Raw genomic sequence first — 20,647 nt, forward strand, 5'->3', positions numbered from 1 at the left:
CGCAGCGGCGTGATGCGTCTTCCCGTGGGTATCAACCCCACCCGTGACCTGGCGCTTCTTGGCTGTCATCCTGGAACCGTCGTCCCTTTCGCTTGCACCGACAGGGTCGGCACGCACCCGCCGGGACGGGCGGACAGGACAGTGACGGGGCCTCTTGCACAGGCTCCTATCAGGTCACGACGCCCCTGCCAGTGACGTGCAGGACGGGGTCACCCGGAACCGATCGACGAATCGCTCAACAGGACAGCAACGTCGGTCAGTCGGTGAGTCAGACCGGACCGGGTGACCCCACCTACATCCTCACTGTCAGTCGGCGACGACCAGGGCCTGCGGGGCGGCCTGCTTCATCCGGGTACGCAGCCACTTCAGCTGGATCGCGGTCTCCTGCTCGCAGTCCTTGACCACGGCCAGCAGCTTCTCGTCCCGGGCGCCGTACGCGGCCTGCCCGACCACCGTCCAGCAGATGTCGCACTCGGCGGCCATCAGGTAGAGGTCCTGAAGGTCGCGGAGCAGCCCGATCGGGCCGGTGCGGCTGCCCGAGAAGAGCTCCGAGTGCAGCCGGTCCGGCTCGGCCGGGGCGTCCTCGGCGTACCGGCGGGCGAACGGCGCCAGCTTCCCGGCGTGGCCGCGGCACTGGGTGGCCAGCTTCTCGCAGGTGTGGAAGACGTCCGGCTCGTCCCGGTGGGCCTCCCCCACCTCGCAGAAGGCGTCGGCCAGCCGGTCCTGGGCCTTGTGCAGCAGTCCCAGATAGTGCGCCAGGTGCACGGTCACCGCCCCCTCGTCGAGGTCGCCTCGGCGGCGGGGCCGCCGACGGTCGCCGGGATGCCGGAGTCCTCCGGCGGTGCGCTGCCGCCGACGGTGGGCGCGGGCGAGGGGCGGCCGCCGGAGTCGGCCTCCTTCTCCACCCGTACCGCGGCCACCTTGAAGATCGGCTGCTTGGAGACCGGGTCCCAGGCCGTGATGGTCAGCTCGTTGGCCGCCCGGTCGTGCCGGCGGTCACCGCCGCCGGCTCCGGGAGCGCCGGGCCCGGCCCCGGCGGGGTCGGCGGCGTCCCAGTAGCCGTAGTGGAAGGGGAGGAAGACCACGCCGGGGCGTACCCCGCAGATGCGGGCCCGGGCGCGGACCGTGCCCCTCGGCGACTCGATCCGGACCAGGTCCCCCTCCGCGACGCCGAGCGGCCCGGCGTCGGCGGGGTTGAGCTCCACCCAGACCTCCGGCGCGGCGTGCTCCAGCTGGGTGGCCCGGCCGGTCTTGGTCCGGGTGTGGAACTGGTAGACGGTGCGGCCGGTGGTCAGCAGCAGCGGGTACCGCTCGCTCGACACCTCGGGCGAGGGTTGGTACGCCACCGCGTGCAGGAACGCCCGCCCGCCCGGCTGCTTGGCCCGGTATTCCTCCGGCAGCAGCTCCGCGCCGGTGGCCAGGTCGTGGCCGTAGCTCTCGCAGTAGTCGGGGTCGGTGTTGAAGACGCCGTCGGTGTAGAGCCGCTCGGTGCCGTCCGGGTGCTCGTCGGTGCACGGCCACTGGATGCCGCCCGTGCGCAGCCTGTCGTAGCTGATGCCGGTGTAGTCGCAGGGTCGGCCGCGGGAGCACTCCTGCCAGGCCCGGAACACCTCCTCCGGCCCGGTCCAGGTGATCAGCGGATCGCCGTCGCGGTCGCGGAAGTCCATCCGCCTGGCGTAGTCGAGGAAGATGTCCAGGTCGGCGCGGGCCTCGCCGGGCGGGTCGACGGCCTTGTCGGAGATGTGCACGGTCCGGTCGACGCTGGTGAAGGTGCCGGTCTTCTCGCCCCAGGTGGCGGCGGGCAGCACCACGTCGGCCAGCTCGGCGGTCTCGGTGAGGAAGAGGTCCTGCACCACCAGGAACAGCTCCGGCCTCGCCAGGATCCGGCGGATCCGGGCCAGGTCGGGCATGGAGACCGCCGGATTGGTGGCCGATACCCACAGCAGCTTGATCGAGCCCTGCTCGGCGTACCGGAAGATCTGCATAGCGTGCGTCGGCGGCGACCAGTGCGGGATGGTGTCCACCTCGACGTTCCAGAGCCGGGCCAGCTCGGCCACGTGCTCCGGGTTCTCCCAGTTGCGCAGGCCGGGCAGGTCGCCGTCGGCGCCGCACTCCCGGTTGTTCTGCGCGGTGGGCTGCCCGTTCATCTGGTAGAGCCCGGCGCCCGGCCGGCCGATCATGCCGCGCAGCAGGTGCAGGTTGTTCACCTGGCAGGCCGCGGCGGTGGCCTGGTTGGACTGGTAGAAGCCCTGGAGGACGGTGGAGAGCAGCCGGTCGCAGGTGCCGACCAGCTCGGCGGCCCGCTCGATGTCCCGGACCGGCAGGTCGCAGATCTCGGCGACCTTGGCGATCGGGTAGTCCTCGACCACCTCGCACAGCTCGTCGAAGCCGAGGGTGTGGGCGCCGACATAGGTCTCGTCGTACCAGCCGCGGTGGATCAGCTCGCGGAGCAGGCCGTTGAGCAGCGCCACGTTGGTGCCGTTGCGCAGCGCCAGGTGCACGTCCGCCTCCCGGGCCACCGGGGTCAGCCGCGGGTCCACCGCCAGCATGGCCGGCGGGTTCGGCCCGCGGCGGCGGTCCAGCATCCGCATCCAGAGCACCGTCTGGGTCTCGGCGACGTTGTGCCCCCACAGCGCGATCGCGTCGCAGTGGTCCACGTCCGTGTACGACCCGGGCTGCCCGTCGGTGCCGAAGGACGCCTTCAGCGCCGCGGCGGCGGTGGCCGTGCAGAGCCGGGTGTTGCCGTCCATGTGCGGGGTGCCGATGCCGGCCTTGCCGATCACGCCGAGGGTGTAGTACTCCTCCAGGAAGAGCTGCCCGCTGGTGTAGAAGCCGAAGTGTCCCCAGCCGCCGGGGCCTTTCAACAGCTCCTTGGAGCGGGCCACGATCCGGCCCATCGCGGTGTCCCAGTCGGTCTCCACCAGGCGGCCGCCCTCGCGGACCAGTGGGTGCCGCAGCCGGTCCGGGCTGTGGTTGGCCTGCCAGCCGTACAGGTCCTTCGGGTCGACCCGGCCGTGGTTGATCCGGTCCTGCGCCCGCCCGCGTACGCCGACGATCCGGTCGTCGATCACCGCGATGTCCATCGCGTCGCCGTTGGAGTGCAGGATCGACGCGGTCGGTACCCAGCGCTGCACGTCGGCCTCGGTGTGCCCGCCGGCGAGGAATCCGTCCACCCGCACCGGCCACTTCTCCCCCGGCCCGTACGGGGTGCGCTCACCCCACGGGTCGGCGATCCGGTCCACCATCTCCTCACCCCTCCTTCGGTGCGGACCACAGCGGCATCTGCCGGCCGGTGGCCCGGTTGAACAGCAGGTCCACCACCGTCACCAGGAGCACGGCGGCGAACGCGACGACGAGCTGCGTCGGGGTGTGCAGCAGCCCGAGACTCACGATCAGTGTGGTCGCGCCGGCCGGCGGGTGCGGGGCCTTCAGCAGTACCAGCACCGCCGCCGTGACCGCCAGCGAGCCGGCGGCGGCCAGGATCCGCATCCCGGACACGCCTTCCTGGAGCGCCGACGGGTGGTCGGCCAGGCCGGTGACCACCAGGAACAGGTATCCGGCGAGCAGTGCCACCAGGTGCCCGACGATCGTGTTGCGGGGCGACGACTCGGGCTTGCGGGGCTGCTCGACGTGCAGCATGATCGCCGGCCCGAGGCTGGGGAAGAGCCACGGCTGCCGGGAGAGCAGGGCGACGGTGCCGGCCACCACCACGGCGACCGCGCTCCCGGCGAACGCCCGGGCCGCGGGCCGGGACGGCGTCTCATCGATTTCGGCCATGTGGGTGTCCTACCCCGCCGTGGGATTTCAAATCGACGCACATCCCGGATCCGCGCCGGTCAGGCCGCCTGGGGATGCAGGACGGTACGCAGGCAGCCGTCCTCCTTCTTCTCGAAGATCTCGTAGCCGCGGGCGCCGTCCTCCAGCGACATCGGGTGGGTGGCCAGGTAACCGGGGTCGATCTCGCCGGCCGCGATCCGGTCCAGCAGCATCGGGATGTAGCGCTGGGCGTGCATCTGGCCCATCCGCAGCACCAGGGCCTTGTTCATGGCCGCGCCGAGCGGGAACTTGTCGACCAGGCCGCCGTACACGCCGACGATGCTGACCGTGCCGCCCTTGCGGGCGGCCATGATCGCCTGCCGGACCGAGGTGGGCCGGTCGGTCTGCATCCGGGCCGTCTGCTTCGCCTTGTCGTACGCGTAGATCGGTCCGACGTCGTGCGACTCCATGCCGACCGCCTCGATGCAGGCGTCCGGCCCCCGGCCGGCGGTCATCTCCCGCAGCGCCTCCAGCACGTCGGTCTCGGCGTAGTTGATCGTCTCCACGCCGAGCCGCTCGCTCGCGGTGCCCAGCCGCTCGGGCAGCCGGTCGATGACGATCACCCGTTCGGCGCCGAGGAGCTGCGCGGCCCGTGCGGCCATCTGGCCGACCCCGCCGGCGCCCCAGACGGCGACCACCTCACCGCCCTTGAGGTCGCAGAAGTCGGCGCCCATCCAGCCGGTCGGCATGGCGTCGGAGGCGAACACCACCGCGTCGTCCGGCACTCCGTCGGGCACCTTGAACGCCCCGACGTCGCCGAACGGCACCCGGATGTACTCGGCGTGGCTGCCGGAGTAGCCGCCGGCGGCGTGCGAGTAGCCGAGGATGCCGGCCGGCGAGTGACCCCAGAGCTTCTCGGCCATGACCGGCTGCGGGTTGGAGTTGTCGCAGAGCGAGTACTGCTCGGTGCGGCAGTACCAGCAACCGCCGCAGGCCACCACCGAACCGACCACCACCCGGTCGCCGACCTTCAGCCGCTGCACGCCCGGCCCGGTCTCCACCACCTCGCCCATGAACTCGTGGCCGAGGATGTCACCCTCCCGCATCGCCGGCAGGTAGCCGTTGATCAGGTGCAGGTCGGAGCCGCAGACGCTGCTGGCCCGGACCTTGACGACGATGTCCCGGTCGGCCCGGATGGTGGGTTCCGGCACGTCGCGTACGGCGAGCTTGCCGACGCCCTCCCAGCACAACGCCCTCATGCCCGGCCTCCGCTCATCAGCTTCTCGCGGACCTTGTCGGTCGCCTTCTCCTGGGCGGGGCTGCGACCGGACGGGTCACGCCGGGTGTCGATCATCTGGCCGCACTCGATCAGCGACTTGATCCGGCGCAGCGCGTCCCGCAGGCCGAGGTCGGGGTCGCTGCCGGTGGTCAGCCCGAGCGCCCGGCGGACCGGGCCGGACCGCCAGCGCAGCTCCGCCCGGATCTCGGTGCCCCGGTCCTGCGGCGCCGGGACCAGCTCCACGTGCCCCTCCTGGGCCGGTCCGTCCGTGACCCGCCAGCTCAGCCGGCGCGGGCCGTCGACGGTGATCTCGGCACGCCACTCGGTGCCGCCCCCGGCCGGGTCGCGGGCCACGCACCGCCACCGGTTGTCGGCGAGCTGCTCCAGGGTCGCCCACTCGGCCAGGGCCCGGTCGAGCCGCTCACGGTCGGTCCAGAAGCCGATGACGGCGTCCACCGGCCGGTCGACGGTGATCCCGCGGTTGACGACGTACCAGCCGCCCTCCCGCTCGGGCTGGTGCCGCCGCCGACGCCGGGCGACCACCCGGCCGACACCGAGCGCGGTCACCGTGGCGGCGCCGGTCAGCGCCCACCTCGTTCCGTTGCTGGTCATCACGTCTCCTCCACCCGGGGCCCGGGGACGGACCCTCTCCGGGCCGCTACCCGGCGGGCGGGAGACGAAACGACAAACCATCATGATCGGTCAGATTTCGGCGTACGTCTCCCGCATACGACAGCTCGCGGCCACTTCCCGGCGAACGCCGGGAGTGACCGCGAGCCGTGGTGTGTGGTGACCCTGATCAGTACCGCACCTGTTCGCGGGACTGCTGGGCCGAGTCCCGCACGTCGTGGGCGGCGGACCGGCTGTCGTCCTTGACCGCGTGCACGGCGTCCTGCGCGGTGGAACGCACCGACTCGGTGGCGTGCTGCGCCGGCTCGCGCAGCTCGTCCTTGAGCTCGCTGGCCACCTCGCCCAGCTTCTCCTTGACCGTGTCGGTGTGCTCGGCGGCGCGCTCCTTGACCTGCGACGCCACCTGCTGCTCGCGCCGGGTGGCCGGCAGCAGCGACGAGGCGAGCATGCCCACCCCGAAGGCGATCAGGCCGGCGGCCAGCGGGTTGCCCTGGGACTTCTCCCGCAGCGCGTACGGCGCCCGGTGGGCGGCGTCGCTGACCGTGGAGGCCGCCGAGTGCGCCTTGTCGCTGACCGTGGAGGCCGCCGAGTGCGCGTGGTCGCCCACCGAGTGACCGGCGTGGCTGCCGGCGTGGCCCAGGTCCGAAGCGGTGCCCATAACCTTGTCCCTCACATTCTGCAGCGCGTTGCGCGCCCGCTGCTTGCGGTCGTCGACGATGCGGCCGGGGCTGACCTTGTACGCCAGCGCGTCCACGTCGGAGCTCAGGCTGTTGCGGGTGGCCTCGATCTCCCGGCGGATCTGGTCGGGATCGGTGCTCATCGGGTGACTCCCTCCGGGTGCGGCTTCAGCGCGTCGGGAACCCGCTGCACGCTGTCCTTGGTCTGGGTGAGCCCGCGTACGGTCTCGGCGTTCTTCTTGGCCTTGGAGTAGAGGACGGCGGCGACCGCGGCCCAGACGACGGCCACGATCAGGGCCGCCAGGCCCGAATCCATCACGTTGTCCAGGAACTGCCAGATCGCGATGGAGACGAAGAGCGCCACCATGTAGCCGCCGAATCCGGCGCCGCCGTACAGGCCGGCGGCCTTGCCGGCCTTCTTGCCCTCCTGGCGGATCTCCGCCTTGGCCAGCTCCACCTCCTGCCGCATCAGCGTCGACATGTCGGTGGTCACCTGGCCCAGCAGCTGACCGATGGAGCTGCCACGCACCTCGTCGGCGGTGTGCGGTGCGCCCGCGTATCCGGGGTCCACTCCGGGCCCCTGCGTCGGCATGGTCATGCCGTCGCCTCCCTTCGGATGCTCAGGTGGCTCACGGACGGTTCACGCCGCTCGACGGCACGCCCGGCAGCGGGTCGGTCTGGCTCACCGGCGGCAGCGGCTGGCCGGTGCCGGTCGGCTCGGCGTACCCGCCGGCGTAACCCGGCTGCGGGTCGGCGTAGCCGGTCTGCGGGTCCGCGTAGCTGCCCGGCTGCGGGTCGAGGTAGCCACCCGGCGGGACGGCGTCCGGCACCGCGCGGGGCGCCGGCGGGGTCGGGATCACCGCGGTGCGGTCCGGGTCGTAGCCGCCGTACGCGCCCTGGGTGCCGGTCGAGTCGTCGCCGAGGGCGCTGATGTTGCGGGTCAGCCGGCCGGCGACCACGCCGAGCAGGGCCGCGCCGACCAGGAAGGTGCCCGGGTTGCGGCGGGCGTAGCTCTTCACCTCGTTGAGCAGGTCGCCCGGCTCACGCTGCTCCAGCCAGCCGGCCACGCCGTGCACCCGGTCGGCGGCCTGGTGGGCCAGTTCGGTCACCGGGCCGGACTGGCCGCTGCTCTGCGCCATCGACCGCATCTCGTCGGCCAGCGAGCGGAGCCCGCCGGCGGCGCGCTGCTGCTGCTGGCTGGTCTGGCTGGTGAGCTGGCCGCGGGCCTCGCCGTAGAGGTTGCGGGCCTGCCGCCTGGCCTCGCCCACGACCTCCTTGCCCTGCTCCTTGGCGGTCTGCGCGACCGCGCCGCCCGCGTTGGCGGCCTCCGTCCCGACCTGGCGGGCCTGGTCGCGGACACCGCCACCGTTCGTCGACTCGTACGTGGACGTGGTGGGTGAGAGATCGTAAGTCATGATGTCCCTTCCGCTCGGAAGATCGTCGCGGTTGTGCTGGGGGATGCACCGGATGTCGATCCGGCGTCGACAAATCACCTACCCTGCGTCGCCGGTTCCATGCCTGATTCGTCATTTCTCCGCACGGAGAGACGGCGCCATCACAGAATGTGAGCAGTGTCCGGCTGTGGTGGGCGGCACCGACGGAGGTGGCAGTGATGGCGCGGAACGCGCGTGGACGGCGCCCGGCGGGCCCGAGGCCGCGGGTGCAGCTGGTCGCCGCCGCGGTGGCCGCGGTCTTCGTCCTGCTCGGCATCCTCGGCTTCGTCCCCGGCATCACCACGCACTACGGGGACATGAGCTTCGCCGGTCACCACTCCGGGGCGAAGCTGTTCGGCCTCTTCCGGGTGTCGATCCTGCACAACGCCCTGCACCTGCTCTTCGGCCTGGCCGGCCTGGTGCTGGCCCGCGGGCTCGCCGGGGCCCGGTTCTTCCTGGCCGGCGGCGGCGCGCTCTACCTCGGACTGTGGCTGTACGGCTTCGCCATCGACCGGGACAGCGCCGCCAACTTCGTCCCGGTCAACGACGCCGACAACTGGCTGCACCTGTTCCTCGGCTTCGGCATGCTCGCGGTGGGCCTGCTGCTCTCCAACGGCGCGGGCACCGGCGGGCGGCTCGACACCCCGATCGACCGGCCCTGACCTGCCCCGTCACCCGCTCGGGTGGACCTGCGGACGCTGCGTTTGCGGCAATCTTGCCCGGGGCAACGAAGACTTCGTGACGGAGGGTGGCCAAGGTTTCCCTCCGACGGACGAGGAGGTCCTCGATGCCACGCTGGTTGCGGGACAATGCGTTGACGGTCGCCATGCTCGGCGCCTTCGCGATCTTCCTGGCATTGCAGAGCGTGTTCGGTTGGCAGGTGCACAACGAGGAGCTGACCCAGTACGGCGCCGCTCCGCTGAGCTGGTGGGCGTACCTCGGCACCGGGCACTTCGCCGAGGCGGTCTTCGAGAACTGGGAGTCGGAGTTCCTCCAGATGGGCGGCTACGTGCTGCTCACCGCGTACCTGGTGCAGAAGGGCTCGGCCGAGTCGAAGCCCGAGGACCAGACCGACCGCCCCGAGGACGACCCGAGCCGGGCCACCCCGGACTCCCCCTGGCCGACCCGGGTCGGCGGGCTGCCGCTGGCGATCTACCGCAACAGCCTCTCCATCGCGCTGCTGATGATCTTCGCCGGCTCGTTCCTCGGCCACCTCTTCGGCGGGGTGGCCGCGTACAACCAGGAGCAGGCGCTGGAGACCGGCGCCGCGCCGATCACCGCCTGGCAGTTCCTCGGCACCAGCGACTTCTGGTTCCAGTCCATGCAGAACTGGCAGAGCGAGTTCCTCGCCGTCGGCGTGCTGATCCTGCTCAGCATCGTGTTGCGCCAGCACGCCAGCCCGGAGTCGAAGCCGGTCACCGCCGCGCACGCCGAGACCGGCGCCTGAGTCGGGCGCCGGGCCACCGTCAGGCGGCGACCGGCAGTCGCTTGGCGAAGCACACGCTGTACGGGTTGCCGACGTACTCGCCGTAGACCGGGATCGGCCGGTAACCGGCGGAGGTGTAGAGCGCGATCGCCGCCGGCAGGTACGTCCCGGTCTCCAGGCGCAGCTCCGCGTGCCCGAGCTGGAAGGCCAACTCCTCCAGGGCGGTGAGCAGTTGCCGGGCGATCCCCCGACCCCGGTACGCCGGGCGGACGTACATCCGCTTCAGCTCCCCGGTGTCGCGGTCCAACGCCTGGATGCCGCCGCAGCCCACCGCCCGGCCGCCCTCGACGACGGCCAGGTAGCGGATGTCGTCGTGGGTGACCGTCGCCTGCCCGTCGAGCCCACCGTCGGCCCGCCGCAGCTCACGCTGCTGGGCGTCGACCAGGGTGGCGATCTCCGGATCCGTGGTGGGACGGAACTCGATCAGCATCCCGTCACGCTAGGCGCGGCGGATTTCCGGCAGGTTTCCGGCCATCGTCGCGGACACGGACGGACCGGGACTAGTCCCAGTCCTCGTCGTCGTCCGCCTCGACCGTCGCGTCGCCGTCGGCCGGGGCGGCCTCCAGCTCGTCCTCGGGGCGACGCCGCCGGGCCTTGCGGGCCTCCAGCCGCTCCGACGCCGAGGCCCGGTTGGACTTCTCCTCCAGCCGGACGTCGGTGCCCCGGTTGCCCGGCACGAAGTCGGCACCGGCGTAGAGCGTCGGCTGCCAGTCGAACTCCCGCTCGCCGATCCGCACCAGGTCGCCGGGCTTCGCGCCGGCCTTGGCCAGCTTCTCCTCCACGCCGAGCCGGGCCAGCCGGTCGGCCAGGAAGCCGACGGCCTCGTCGTTGTCGAAGTTGGTCTGCTTGACCCAGCGCTCGGGCCGGCCGCCCCGCACGGTGAACGAGCCGTCGGCCTCGGCCTCGATGGTGAACCCGGCGTCGTCGACCGCCTTGGGCCGGATCACGATCCGGGTCGGCTCGGCCGGTGGCGCCGCCCGGCGGGACTGCTCGACCAGCTCGGCCATGGCGAAGGTGAGCTCCTTGAGGCCCTCGCGGGTGGCGGCGGAGACGTCGAAGACCCGGAAGCCGCGTTCCTCGAGATCCGGCCGGACGATGTCGGCCAGATCCTGCCCGTCCGGCACGTCGACCTTGTTCAGCGCGACCAGCCGGGGCCGGTCGGCCAGTCCGCCGTACTGGGACAGCTCGGCCTCGATGGTGTCGATGTCGGCCAGCGGGTCACGGCCCGGCTCCAGCGTCGCGGTGTCGACCACGTGCACCAGCACGGCGCACCGCTCGACGTGGCGGAGGAACTCCAACCCGAGGCCCTTGCCGGTGGCCGCGCCGGGGATGAGGCCCGGCACGTCGGCCACGGTGAAGGTGTGGTTGTCCACCCGGACCACGCCCAGGTTAGGCACCAGGGTGGTGAACGGGTAGTCGGCGATCTTCGGCTTGGCGGCGGAGATCACCGAGATCAGCGACGACTTGCCGGCCGACGGGAAGCCGACCAGGCCGACGTCGGCGACGCTCTTGAGCTCCAGCACGACGTCGAGCTTGTCGCCGGGCTCGCCGAGCTCGGCGAAGCCGGGGGCCTTGCGCCGGGCGTTGGCCAGCGAGGCGTTGCCCCGGCCGCCGCGACCGCCCCGGGCCGCCTCGAAGGTGGTGCCGGGGCCGACCAGGTCGGCCAGCACCTCGCCGTCGAGGGTCTGCACGACGGTGCCGTTCGGTACCTTGATCACCAGGTCGCGGCCGTTGGCCCCGTCCCGGTTCGAGCCGGCGCCGCCCTTGCCGTTGTCGGCCTTGATGTGCGGCCGGAAGTGGAAGTCCAGCAGCGTGGTCACCGCCGGGTCGACGACCAGCGAGACGCTGCCGCCGTGCCCGCCGTTGCCGCCGTCCGGCCCGCCGAAGGGCTTGAACTTCTCCCGGTGGATGGAGACACAGCCGTGCCCGCCGTCGCCGGCTTGCATGTGCAGGACGACCCGGTCAACGAACGTCGTCACGACGCCAATCCTTCCAGCGGGGTACGCCCCGCGCGGAGAAAGACGAAGCGGGCCGGGACCCGAGGTCCGCGGCCCGCTTCGGAGGAGAACTACTGCTGGGGCACGATGTTCACGGTCTTGCGACCGCGCTTGGTGCCGAACTGGACCGAACCGGCGGCCAGCGCGAAGAGCGTGTCGTCGCCACCGCGGCCGACCAGGTCACCCGGGTGGAACTTGGTGCCACGCTGACGGATGAGGATCTCACCCGCGCTGACGACCTGACCACCGAAGCGCTTCACGCCGAGTCGCTGGGCCGCGGAGTCACGACCGTTACGCGAGCTGGACGCACCCTTTTTGTGAGCCATTTCCGACGACCTACTTCCCGCTGGAGATGCCGGTCACCTTGACCTGGGTCAGCGGCTGGCGGTGACCCTGGCGCTTGTGGTAGCCGGTCTTGTTCTTGAACTTGTGGATCTTGATCTTCGGGCCCTTGGTGTGCGCGGCGATCTCGCCGGACACCGCGACCTTGGCAAGCTTCGCCGCTTCGGTCACCAGGTCGTCACCGTCGACGAGGAGCACCGCGGTGAGCTTCACCGCGTCACCGGGGGCACCGGTGAGCTTCTCGACCTCGATCACGTCGCCCTCGGCGACCTTGTACTGCTTGCCGCCGGTCTTGACGATCGCGTACATCGGAGGCGGACTCCCTGTCGTTGAGGCTGCTGGCGTCTTTTCCCACCGTTGCCGGTAGGTCGTTCCCACGGCGGCTCGCCGGATGGCAGGACACCTGGCTGCTGTGACACCTGCGATGACACCGGCGGCGCGGGCGCGCGGGAACTCGGCACACCAAAGTGCGCCGCAAGATAGCGTACGCCATCGGTGGCCCGGCACCCAAACCGGCCCACCGGCGGGGCGGTCGCCGCGCTGGTCACCGGCGCGGCGCGCCACCTCCCAGGATGCGGCGAGGGCCCCTCCCCACCGGCCGTCAGCCGGGGAGGAAGGGGCCCTCGTCTCGTCGTGGTACGGACCGGCTCAGGGCCGGGTACGCCGCCGTGCGCCGCCGCGCCGGGACCGGCGACGCCCGCCACCGCCCTCGGTGGCCTCGTCGTCGCTCTCGCCGTCGCCGATGGCGTCCGGGTCGTCCGCCGCCGCCAGCCGGGCCGACTCGCCCTCCTGGCTGTCCGCGACCGCCGGCGCGGCCGGCGTCTCGGTCTCGTAGCGGGACAGGTCGTAGCCCATCGTGTCGTCGTACTCGCCGCCCGCCGGGACGTCGGTGGTCTCCACGACGGTCCGCTCCGGGGGGGCGGCCTTGCGGGCCCGCCGCCGTGACGAGGCGCCGCCACCCTGCTCGGCGGGAGCGGTGGTGACCGCCGCGGCGACCGCCTTGACCTTTTCCGCGCCGCCGGTGCGGGTCTTCTCCGGCACCGGCTCGGTGTGCACGATCAGGCCCCGGCCCTTGCAGCACTCGCAGGGCTCGCTGAACGACTCCAGCAGGCCCGCGCCGACCCGCTTGCGGGTCATCTGCACCAGGCCGAGTGAGGTGATCTCGGTCACCTGGTGCTTGGTGCGGTCCCGACCCAGGCACTCGGTGAGCCGGCGCAGCACCAGCTCGCGGTTCGACTCCAGCACCATGTCGATGAAGTCGATCACCACGATGCCGCCGATGTCGCGCAGCCGCAGCTGGCGGACGATCTCCTCGGCCGCCTCCAGGTTGTTCCGGGTGACCGTCTCCTCCAGGTTTCCACCGGAGCCGGTGTACTTGCCGGTGTTGACGTCGATCACGGTCATCGCCTCGGTCCGGTCGATCACCAGCGAACCACCGGAGGGGAGGAAGACCTTGCGGTCCAGCCCCTTGATGATCTGCTCGTCGATCCGGTACTCGGCGAAGACGTCCTGCGTGCCGGCGTGCCGGCGCAGCCGCTCGACCAGGTCCGGGGAGACGTGCGAGAGGTAGGACTCGACCATCGAGTACGACTCCTCGCCCTCGATCACCAGCTCCCGGAAGTCCTCGTTGAAGAGGTCCCGGACCACCCGGATGACCAGGTCCGGCTCGCCGTAGAGCAGCGCCGGGGCGCCACCCTCGGCCGCCCTGGCCTGGATGTCCTCCCACTGGGCCTGGAGCCGCTTGACGTCGCGGGCCAGCTCGTCCTCGCTGGCGCCCTCGGCGGCGGTCCGGACGATCACGCCCGCGCCGTCCGGGACCAGCTTCTTGAGGGCGTCGCGCAGCCGCTTGCGCTCGGTGTCCGGCAGCTTGCGGCTGATCCCCGAGGCGTTGCCGTTCGGCACGTAGACCAGGTGCCGCCCGGAGAGGGCGACGTGGCTGGTCAACCGGGCGCCCTTGTGCCCGATCGGGTCCTTGGTGACCTGCACCAGGACCGAGTCGCCGGAGCGCAGCGCCTGCTCGATCGAGCGGGCCCGGCCCTCCAGGCCGGTGGTGTCCCAGTTGACCTCGCCCGCGTACAGCACGGCGTTGCGGCCCTTGCCGATGTCGACGAACGCCGCCTCCATGCTCGGCAGGACGTTCTGCACCTTGCCCAGGTAGACGTTGCCGGCCATGGTCGTCGACGAGTTGCGGGTCACGTAGTGCTCGACCAGCACGCCGTCCTCCAGGACGGCGATCTGGGTGCGGTCGCCGCGCTGGCGGACGGCCATCACCCGGTCGACCGCCTCCCGGCGGGCCAGGAACTCCGACTCGCTCAGGATCGGCGGGCGGGTCCGGCGCTGCTCGCGGCCGTCCCGGCGACGCTGGCGCTTGGCCTCGAGCCGGGTGGAGCCGGAGACGCCCTGCACCTCGTCGGCGGCCTTGCGCGGCTCACGGATCTTGACCACGGTCGGCACGCCGTCGTCGGCGGTCCCCTCGGCCTCACCCGCGCCCCGGCGGCGACGACGACGCCGGCGTCGGGTCAGCCCGTCGCCCTCGTCACCCTCCTCGGCCTCCTCGGTGCCCTCCGCGGCGTCCTCGTCGGCGTGGGCGGCCTCCTCGGCGTCCTCGTCGTCGGCCTCGTCGGCGCCACCCCTGCCCCGACCGCGGCCACGACGGCCCCGGCGGCGGCGACGGCGGGCGGCGGCGCTGTCGTCCTCGTCCTCGTCCTCCGCCTCGTCGGCCTCCTCGGCCTCGGCGGTGGGCTCCTCCTCGGCCGGCGTCGACTCGACCGGCTCCGCCTCGCGGCGGGCCCGGCGACGCCGGCGACCCGTCTCGACGGGCTCCTCGGCCGCCTCGGCCTCCTCCACCACGGGCACGGCCGGCGGGACCGGAGTGCTGACCCGGGCGACCGGGATCTCCTCCGGCAGCGGGGCCATGAAGAGCACGGTGGGGGCGGAGAGCGCGGCCCTACGCCGCCGGGTACGCGCCGACTCGACCGGCGGCTCGGCGGTGACGTCCTCGCCCGTCGCCCGGGCGGCCTCGGCCGGCGTCCGGGCCGGCGGGGTGCCCTCGGCGGCGGCGGCGGCGACGGAGCCGGTCAGGCCCTCGGCCTCCGGCGTCTCCTCCTCCTCGGCGGGCTGCTCCGCGACGACGGACTGCTCCGCGACGGGCTGCTCGGCGGCGGCGGGTTCCTCGGCCACGGCGGGCTCGCCGACGGGGACGGCGGGGACCTCGGCGGCACCGGTGGGCGCGGGCGGCTCGGCGGTGGACGCGGCCGCCTCGGCCGGCGCCTCGGTGACGGACTCCGCGGCCGGCTCGGCCGCGGCCGGAGCCGCCGCCTTCTTGCGGCGCGTCCGGGTCACCTTGACCGGCGGTACGACCTCCGCGGAGGCCTCCTCCGCTCCGGTGGCGACGACCGGCTCCTCGGCCGCCTTCGCCGGGGTGGCCTTGCGGCGCCGGCGGGTGGTCTTGGGCGGCGTCTCGAGCTCACCGGCGACCGGAACGATCACCTCGGCCTGCTGCGACTCGTCGGTGGCCGACGGCGCGGTGGCCGGCGCCTCGACGGGCACCTCGACCTGCTCCGGTTGGTTCAGCGGCGCGGCACGGCGACGGGTGGTCCGCCGCCGGGCCGGTGCGACCGGCGCGCCGGTCTCGGTGGTGCTGTCGGCGGTCTCGCCGGCCGGCTGTGAACCGGTCCGTTCGCCGCCCTCGGGCTCGTTCTCGAGCATGGACGTTCTCCAGTTCTGGCCGCCCCGGGCGCGGGTGAGCGCTGCCACGCAGGGTTGCCGCAAAGGTGTTTCCGCCGGGCGCGTACGCGACCGTCGAAGTCTGCCTGCCTAGAGCACTGGCCGTCGGTCAGCGCTCTCCGATGGATGCCCCGTCGCGGTCCGCCTCCAACGGATCCACGATCGCCCCCTGCGCGGTCAGCGTGCCCTGCGCCAGCCGGATCACCCGTGGGGAGACCGGCGGCTCCAGGTCGGCCACCGCGCGGAGGCCGGAAAGGACGTCATCGGGTCGTACGGACGGGGTGACCTGCCGCACGACCAGTTCGAGTATCGCACACGGCACGCCCGCGTCCCCGTAAGGCGTCTCCGCGGTGGACACGACATCGATGCTCATGACGGCCGCCCGGGCGTCGAAGCTGCGTCGCCCCTGCTTGGTCATCCGCTCGACCGGCACCTCGGTCGCGGCCAGGAAGGCCGAAACCGTCCCCTGGAGGACCTTCGGGTCGACCTCGGGCAACTCGATCCGCCACCGCGAGGCCTCGATCCGGTCGGCGAGGCTGCCGCCGGCGGCCACCACCGCCTCCAGCACGTCCAGGCCGGGCGAGAGCGCGGCGTCCAGCGCCGCCCGCAGCTCACCCGGGTCGACCTCCTCGCGGAGGCCGATCTCCAGGTACTCCGCCTCGCTGGCCACCCCGGTGGGGGCGGCGCTGGCGTAGGAGATCTTCGGGTGCGGGGTGAAACCCTGGGAGAAGGCGATCGGTACGCCGGCCCGGCGCAACGCGCGCTCGAAGGCCCGGGCGAAGTCCCGGTGCGAGGTGAACCGCAAGGGACCGCGCTTGGCGTACCGGATCCGGACGCGCTGGACGACCGGGGCCTGCCCGCCCTCGGGTTGAGGCTTTCTGGCGATCGTGAGCTCCTCGGGTGCTGCTGCCTGCGTGTCGCCCCATCCTGACGCAGCGTCCGGCGGGCCGCCCATCCGGGGGCAACCGGGTCGGCTCCCGGCCCCCGGACGGACCCGATCCAACGCACGTCGGTCCGTCCCCGGGTAGGGACGGACCGACGTGCGGCGGGACGTCGGAAGGCGAACGGTCGCCCTACTGCTGGGCGCCGGTGGGCACCTTCATGCCGTTGACCGGGGTCAGCGGGAGCAGCTTCCTGCCGGTCGGGCCGATCTGGATCTCGGTGTCCATCGACGGGCAGACACCGCAGTCGAAGCACGGGGTCCAGCGGCAGTCGTCCTGCTCGTACTCCGACAGCGAGTCCTGCCAGTCCTGCCAGAGCCAGTCCTTGTCCAGCCCGGAGTCGAGGTGGTCCCAGGGCAGGACCTCCAGCTCCTCGCGCTCCCGGGTGGTGTACCAGTCGAGGTCCACCCCGAAGGTGGGCAGCACCTCGTTGGCGGCCTCCACCCAGCGCTGGTACGAGAAGTGCTCGCTCCAGCCGTCGAACCGGCCGCCGTTCTCCCAGACCTTGCGGATCACCGCGCCGACCCGGCGGTCACCCCGGGAGAGCAGGCCCTCGATCAGCGACGGCTCGCCGTCGTGGTAGCGGAAGCCGATCGCCCGACCCAGCGAACGGTCGGAGTTGATGGCCTGCTTGAGCAGCTTGAGCCGGTTGTCGATGACCTCCGGCGTGGCCATCGACGCCCACTGGAACGGGGTGTGCGGCTTCGGCACGAAACCGCCGATGGAGACGGTGCAGCGGATGTCCTTGGAACCGGTGGCGGCCCGGCCGGCCCGGATCACCTCGTGCGCCATGTCGGCGATCTCGAGGACGTCGGAGTCGGTCTCGGTGGGCAGGCCGCACATGAAGTAGAGCTTCACCTGCCGCCAGCCGTTGGTGTACGCGGTGACGACCGTACGGATCAGGTCTTCCTTCGACACCATCTTGTTGATGACCTTGCGGATCCGCTCCGACCCGCCCTCCGGGGCGAAGGTCAGGCCGGTCCGCCGCCCGTTGCGGGACAACTCCTGGGCGAGGTCGATGTTGAAGGCGTCCACCCGGGTCGACGGCAGCGACAGCGACACGTTGGTGCCCGCGTACTGCTCGGCGAGGCCGGAGCACATGTCGCCGATCTCGGAGTGGTCGGCCGACGAGAGCGACAGCAGGCCCACCTCGTGGAAGCCGGAGAACTCCAGCCCCTCCTTGACCATCTGACCGACGGTGGTGATCGAGCGCTCCCGCACCGGGCGGGTGATCATGCCGGCCTGGCAGAACCGGCAGCCCCGGGTGCAGCCCCGGAAGATCTCCACCGCGTACCGCTCGTGGACCGTCTCGGCGAGCGGGACCAGCGGCTTCTTCGGGTACGGCCAGGCGTCGAGGTCCATGGTCGTGCGCTTGTGCACCCGGAACGGCACGTCCGGGCGGTTCGGCACGACCCGCTGGATCCGGCCGTCGGGCAGGTAGTCCACGTCGTAGAAGCGCGGCACGTAGACGCTTTCGGTGCGGGCCAGCCGCAGCAGCAGCTCGTCGCGGCCGCCGGGCGAGCCCTCGGCCTTCCACTCCCGGACGATGGCGGTGATCTCCAGCACCGCCTCCTCGCCGTCGCCGAGCACGGCGGCGTCGACGAAGTCGGCGATCGGCTCCGGGTTGAACGCGGCGTGCCCGCCGGCCACGATCACCGGGTCGGCGTCGGTGCGGTCGGCGGCGAGCATCGGGATGCCGGCCAGGTCGATCGCGGTGAGCAGGTTGGTGTAGCCCAGCTCGGTGGAGAACGAGACGCCGAACACGTCGAAGTCGCGCACCGAGCGGTGGGCGTCGACGGTGAACTGCGGCACGCCGTGGGCGCGCATCAGCGTCTCCAGGTCCGGCCAGACCGCGTACGTCCGCTCGGCGAGCACGTCGGGCAGCTCGTTGAGGACCTCGTAGAGGATCTGGACGCCCTGGTTGGGCAGGCCGACCTCGTACGCGTCGGGGTACATCAGCGCCCAGCGGACCACCGCGGCGTCCCAGTCCTTGACCACCGCGCCCAGCTCGCCACCGACGTACTGGATGGGCTTGGTCACCTGGGGCAGCAGCGGCTCCAGCCGGGGCCACACGGAATTGGACGCGGCGGGACGCGGCGTCGTGGACGGGGCACTCATGATGCCCAAGGGTACGCGGTCCTCCGGGGTCGACCACGGCGCACCGCAGGTCCGCCGCCCCCGGTGCGCCGGCGCTGGATTCGGTGCCGGTGGCGGAGCGGTACTAACCTCGCAACGGGCGTGAGAGGAGATTGCCGCGATGCCGCAGCCGCAGCCGGCCGCAGACCGGCCGGCCGACGGGAGCACTCCGGTCCCCGGCCAGGACCGGGATCCGGCGGTCACCGAGGGGGCGACCGCTGTCTCCGTACCGTCGGACGCCGCGCCCGTCGGGGACCCGGCGGACGGGCAGGCCGGCGAGCCGGTCACGGCCCCGACCTCGCCCGCGGCGCCGACGGCCGACGAGGCCGCGCCGGCCACCCGGATCACGTCACCCTCGCCGGACCCGGCGCCCGCGGAGCAGGCCGACTCCGAGCCCACCCGGGCCGAGCCGCCGGCCGCTCCCGATCCCACCCGGATGGAGTCCGCTGCCGGCCCGCACCCGACCCGGATCGAGTCGACCCGGGAGCAGCCGGCGCCGCGCTGGAGCGGATCGGCCGCCGTACCGCCCCCGCCGCCGCGCAAGCGGGGCTGGGGCGAGTCCGCGGAACCGACCCCGCTCCCCCCGGTGCCCTCTCCCGAGCACCAGGTGCCGGTGGACCCGTGGGCCGGCGCCGACACGGGAGGCTGGGACCTGCCCTCGACCGGGTTCCCGGCCCTGCCGCCGACCCTGCCGTACACCGCGCCGCACCAGCGGCCGCCGGTCACCCCGTCCCATCCGGTGCCGCCGGTCACCCCGCCGCCCGTCGTCCCGGCCGCGCCGGCGCCGCCGGTGGTCACCAACCGCCCGGCCCCGGCGCCCCCGCTGCCCGCGTCTCCGACGCCCGCACCACCGACGCCGGCCCGGCCGCCGAAGCAGCGCCGGCGGGCCACCCCACCGCCGGTCACCCCGCCGCCCGGTTGGCAGGCTCCCCGGGGGTACGTCCCGGTTCCGGTCCGCCGCCGACGCCGGTGGCCCTGGCTGCTCCTGCTCACCGTCGCCTGCTGCTGCGGGGTGCCGCTGTGGTGGGCGCAGCCGCTGACCACCCAGTACCCGGCCAGCGCGGCGCTGCCCGAGCAGGCCCTCGGCCTGAGCCTGCGCGACGACCCGGCCAGCAGGGCCGCCGCCGACGAGTTGGAGGCGGAGGTACGCGCCTCGCAGTTGCTGTCCGAGGACACCTTCGCCGGGGTGTACACCACCACCGACGGCAAGCGGGTGACCCTGTTCGGCGGCACCGGGATCCGGTTCACCCCGGAGACCGACGCCGACGACGAGCTGACCCGGCTCACCGAGCGCTACGCGCTGGCCCCGGCGGTGCCGGTGGAGACCGGGGTACGCGGCCGGTACGAGCGCTGCGCGGTGGGGCGTGAGGACGGCGCGGCGGTGGTGGTCTGCACCTCGGTGGACCACGGCAGCATCGCCACCGCGGTGTTCACCCGGCTGTCGCTGGACGACAGCGCCGCCCTGCTGGACCGGCTGCGGCAGCGGGTAGTCACCCCCGACCAGTCGTCCTGACCTCCGGGCGACCGGGTCAGTCGGTCGGGTTCGGGTCGGTCGGGGGCTCCTCGGCGCGCTTCGGGGCGTAGCGCGGCACGTACTCCTGGCCGGTGAGCTTCTGGATCTCCGCCATCAGCTCGTCGGTCATCGCCCGCAGCGAGGTCCGGTCGTCGCCCCGGCCGGTGAAGTCCAGCGGCTTGCCGAACCTGATGGTGATCTTCGCCTTGCCCGGCCGGGGTACCCGGGTGCCGATCGGCTGGGCCTTGTCGGTGCCGGTCACCCCGACCGGGATGATCGGTACGCCCGCCGCCACGGCGAGCCGGGCCGCGCCGGTCCGTCCCCGGTAGAGCCGGCCGTCCGGGGAGCGGGTGCCCTCCGGGTAGACGGCCACCAGGTCACCTGCCTTGAGCACCGGGATGGCCGCGTCGAACGCGGACAGCGCCGCCCGGCCGCCGGCCCGCTCGACCGGGATGGCGCCCAGGCCGGTGAGCAGGAACTTGGAGAACGAGCCCTTGACCCCGGTGCCGGTGAAGTACTCCGACTTCGCCCAGAAGGCCAGGTGGCGGGGGACGACGGTGCCGAGGAGGAGTTCGTCGGCGACCGACAGGTGGTTGCCGGCGAAGATGGCCCCGCCGGTCTGCGGGATGTGCTCCAACCCCTCCACGGTCGGGCGGAAGGCCAACCGGAGCGCGGGCGCCACGGTGAGCTTGCCGATGGTGTAGAGCAGGGGCACGGGTCCTCCGGCGTGT

The 20,647-nt window shown here is 72.8% G+C and carries 19 protein-coding genes; 3 read left to right on the top strand and 16 right to left on the bottom strand.

All coding sequences use genetic code 11. The annotated features are described in order from the left end of the window. Positions 1–306: 306 nt before the first annotated feature. From GA0070564_RS28295 to GA0070564_RS28330, 8 genes are all read right to left on the bottom strand, one after another. Entirely contained in the window at positions 307–771 is a 465-nt protein-coding gene (locus tag GA0070564_RS28295; RefSeq protein ID WP_245670342.1) for a hypothetical protein, read from the bottom strand. Then, positions 768–3,245 carry a molybdopterin oxidoreductase family protein gene (locus tag GA0070564_RS28300; RefSeq protein WP_091616201.1) on the bottom strand — a complete coding sequence of 826 codons (2,478 nt, stop codon included), beginning with the start codon at positions 3,243–3,245 and terminating at the stop codon, positions 768–770. The genes GA0070564_RS28295 and GA0070564_RS28300 overlap by 4 nt, the downstream gene beginning before the upstream one ends. A gap of 4 nt (positions 3,246–3,249) precedes the next feature. Beyond that, the gene (locus tag GA0070564_RS28305) at positions 3,250–3,777 is read right to left on the bottom strand and encodes an HPP family protein (RefSeq protein WP_091616204.1); all 528 of its coding nucleotides are present in this window, start codon (positions 3,775–3,777) and stop codon (positions 3,250–3,252) included. A 59-nt stretch (positions 3,778–3,836) separates the two neighbouring features. After that, positions 3,837–5,015 (bottom strand): zinc-dependent alcohol dehydrogenase, encoded by a 1,179-nt coding sequence (locus GA0070564_RS28310; RefSeq protein ID WP_091616207.1) that lies wholly within the window; start codon positions 5,013–5,015, stop codon positions 3,837–3,839. Further along, entirely contained in the window at positions 5,012–5,647 is a 636-nt protein-coding gene (locus tag GA0070564_RS28315) for an SRPBCC family protein (RefSeq protein WP_091616211.1), read from the bottom strand. The genes GA0070564_RS28310 and GA0070564_RS28315 overlap by 4 nt, the downstream gene beginning before the upstream one ends. A gap of 187 nt (positions 5,648–5,834) precedes the next feature. After that, positions 5,835–6,485: a DUF3618 domain-containing protein gene (locus GA0070564_RS28320; RefSeq protein WP_091616214.1), complete on the bottom strand. Its 651-nt coding sequence runs from the start codon at positions 6,483–6,485 to the stop codon at positions 5,835–5,837. After that, the gene (locus GA0070564_RS28325; protein WP_091616217.1) at positions 6,482–6,940 is read right to left on the bottom strand and encodes a phage holin family protein; all 459 of its coding nucleotides are present in this window, start codon (positions 6,938–6,940) and stop codon (positions 6,482–6,484) included. The genes GA0070564_RS28320 and GA0070564_RS28325 overlap by 4 nt, the downstream gene beginning before the upstream one ends. A gap of 31 nt (positions 6,941–6,971) precedes the next feature. Further along, entirely contained in the window at positions 6,972–7,757 is a 786-nt protein-coding gene (locus GA0070564_RS28330; protein WP_091616220.1) for a hypothetical protein, read from the bottom strand. A 197-nt stretch (positions 7,758–7,954) separates the two neighbouring features. Between GA0070564_RS28330 and GA0070564_RS28335 the strand changes: the two genes are divergently transcribed. After that, entirely contained in the window at positions 7,955–8,437 is a 483-nt protein-coding gene (locus tag GA0070564_RS28335; RefSeq protein ID WP_091616224.1) for a DUF4383 domain-containing protein, read from the top strand. A 125-nt stretch (positions 8,438–8,562) separates the two neighbouring features. Continuing rightward, entirely contained in the window at positions 8,563–9,222 is a 660-nt protein-coding gene (locus tag GA0070564_RS28340; protein WP_091616227.1) for a DUF6766 family protein, read from the top strand. Between the two features lie 19 nt (positions 9,223–9,241). Here GA0070564_RS28340 and GA0070564_RS28345 read toward each other — a convergent pair whose 3' ends face one another. The 7 genes from GA0070564_RS28345 to GA0070564_RS28375 all read right to left on the bottom strand — a co-directional run bounded on the left by GA0070564_RS28345 (position 9,242) and on the right by GA0070564_RS28375 (position 18,385). Continuing rightward, positions 9,242–9,691, bottom strand: coding sequence for a GNAT family N-acetyltransferase (locus tag GA0070564_RS28345; protein WP_091616230.1), 450 nt, complete (start codon positions 9,689–9,691; stop codon positions 9,242–9,244). A gap of 70 nt (positions 9,692–9,761) precedes the next feature. Next, positions 9,762–11,240, bottom strand: a complete 1,479-nt coding sequence (obgE, locus tag GA0070564_RS28350; RefSeq protein WP_091616233.1) for a GTPase ObgE — start codon at positions 11,238–11,240, stop codon at positions 9,762–9,764. A gap of 89 nt (positions 11,241–11,329) precedes the next feature. Further along, positions 11,330–11,584 (bottom strand): 50S ribosomal protein L27, encoded by a 255-nt coding sequence (gene rpmA / locus GA0070564_RS28355; RefSeq protein ID WP_088972745.1) that lies wholly within the window; start codon positions 11,582–11,584, stop codon positions 11,330–11,332. A gap of 10 nt (positions 11,585–11,594) precedes the next feature. Further along, positions 11,595–11,909, bottom strand: coding sequence for a 50S ribosomal protein L21 (rplU, locus tag GA0070564_RS28360; RefSeq protein WP_089012988.1), 315 nt, complete (start codon positions 11,907–11,909; stop codon positions 11,595–11,597). A 339-nt stretch (positions 11,910–12,248) separates the two neighbouring features. Beyond that, positions 12,249–15,308 carry an Rne/Rng family ribonuclease gene (locus tag GA0070564_RS28365; RefSeq protein WP_091616237.1) on the bottom strand — a complete coding sequence of 1,020 codons (3,060 nt, stop codon included), beginning with the start codon at positions 15,306–15,308 and terminating at the stop codon, positions 12,249–12,251. Positions 15,309–15,435: 127 nt separating this feature from the next. Then, positions 15,436–16,155, bottom strand: a complete 720-nt coding sequence (locus GA0070564_RS28370) for a TIGR03936 family radical SAM-associated protein (RefSeq protein WP_091616283.1) — start codon at positions 16,153–16,155, stop codon at positions 15,436–15,438. A gap of 244 nt (positions 16,156–16,399) precedes the next feature. Next, positions 16,400–18,385 carry a TIGR03960 family B12-binding radical SAM protein gene (locus GA0070564_RS28375; RefSeq protein WP_091616241.1) on the bottom strand — a complete coding sequence of 662 codons (1,986 nt, stop codon included), beginning with the start codon at positions 18,383–18,385 and terminating at the stop codon, positions 16,400–16,402. Positions 18,386–18,524: 139 nt separating this feature from the next. Here GA0070564_RS28375 and GA0070564_RS30300 point away from each other — a divergent pair, with 139 nt between their 5' ends. Then, positions 18,525–19,916, top strand: a complete 1,392-nt coding sequence (locus GA0070564_RS30300; protein WP_281182203.1) for a hypothetical protein — start codon at positions 18,525–18,527, stop codon at positions 19,914–19,916. Positions 19,917–19,932: 16 nt separating this feature from the next. Here the strand turns inward: GA0070564_RS30300 and GA0070564_RS28385 are convergent, their stop codons facing one another. Further along, a complete protein-coding gene (locus tag GA0070564_RS28385) occupies positions 19,933–20,631 on the bottom strand; it encodes a lysophospholipid acyltransferase family protein (RefSeq protein ID WP_091616246.1) in 699 nt (232 codons plus the stop codon). Positions 20,632–20,647: the final 16 nt, after the last annotated feature.

The organism is Micromonospora mirobrigensis, assembly GCF_900091555.1.
Lineage (GTDB): Bacteria > Actinomycetota > Actinomycetes > Mycobacteriales > Micromonosporaceae > Micromonospora > Micromonospora mirobrigensis.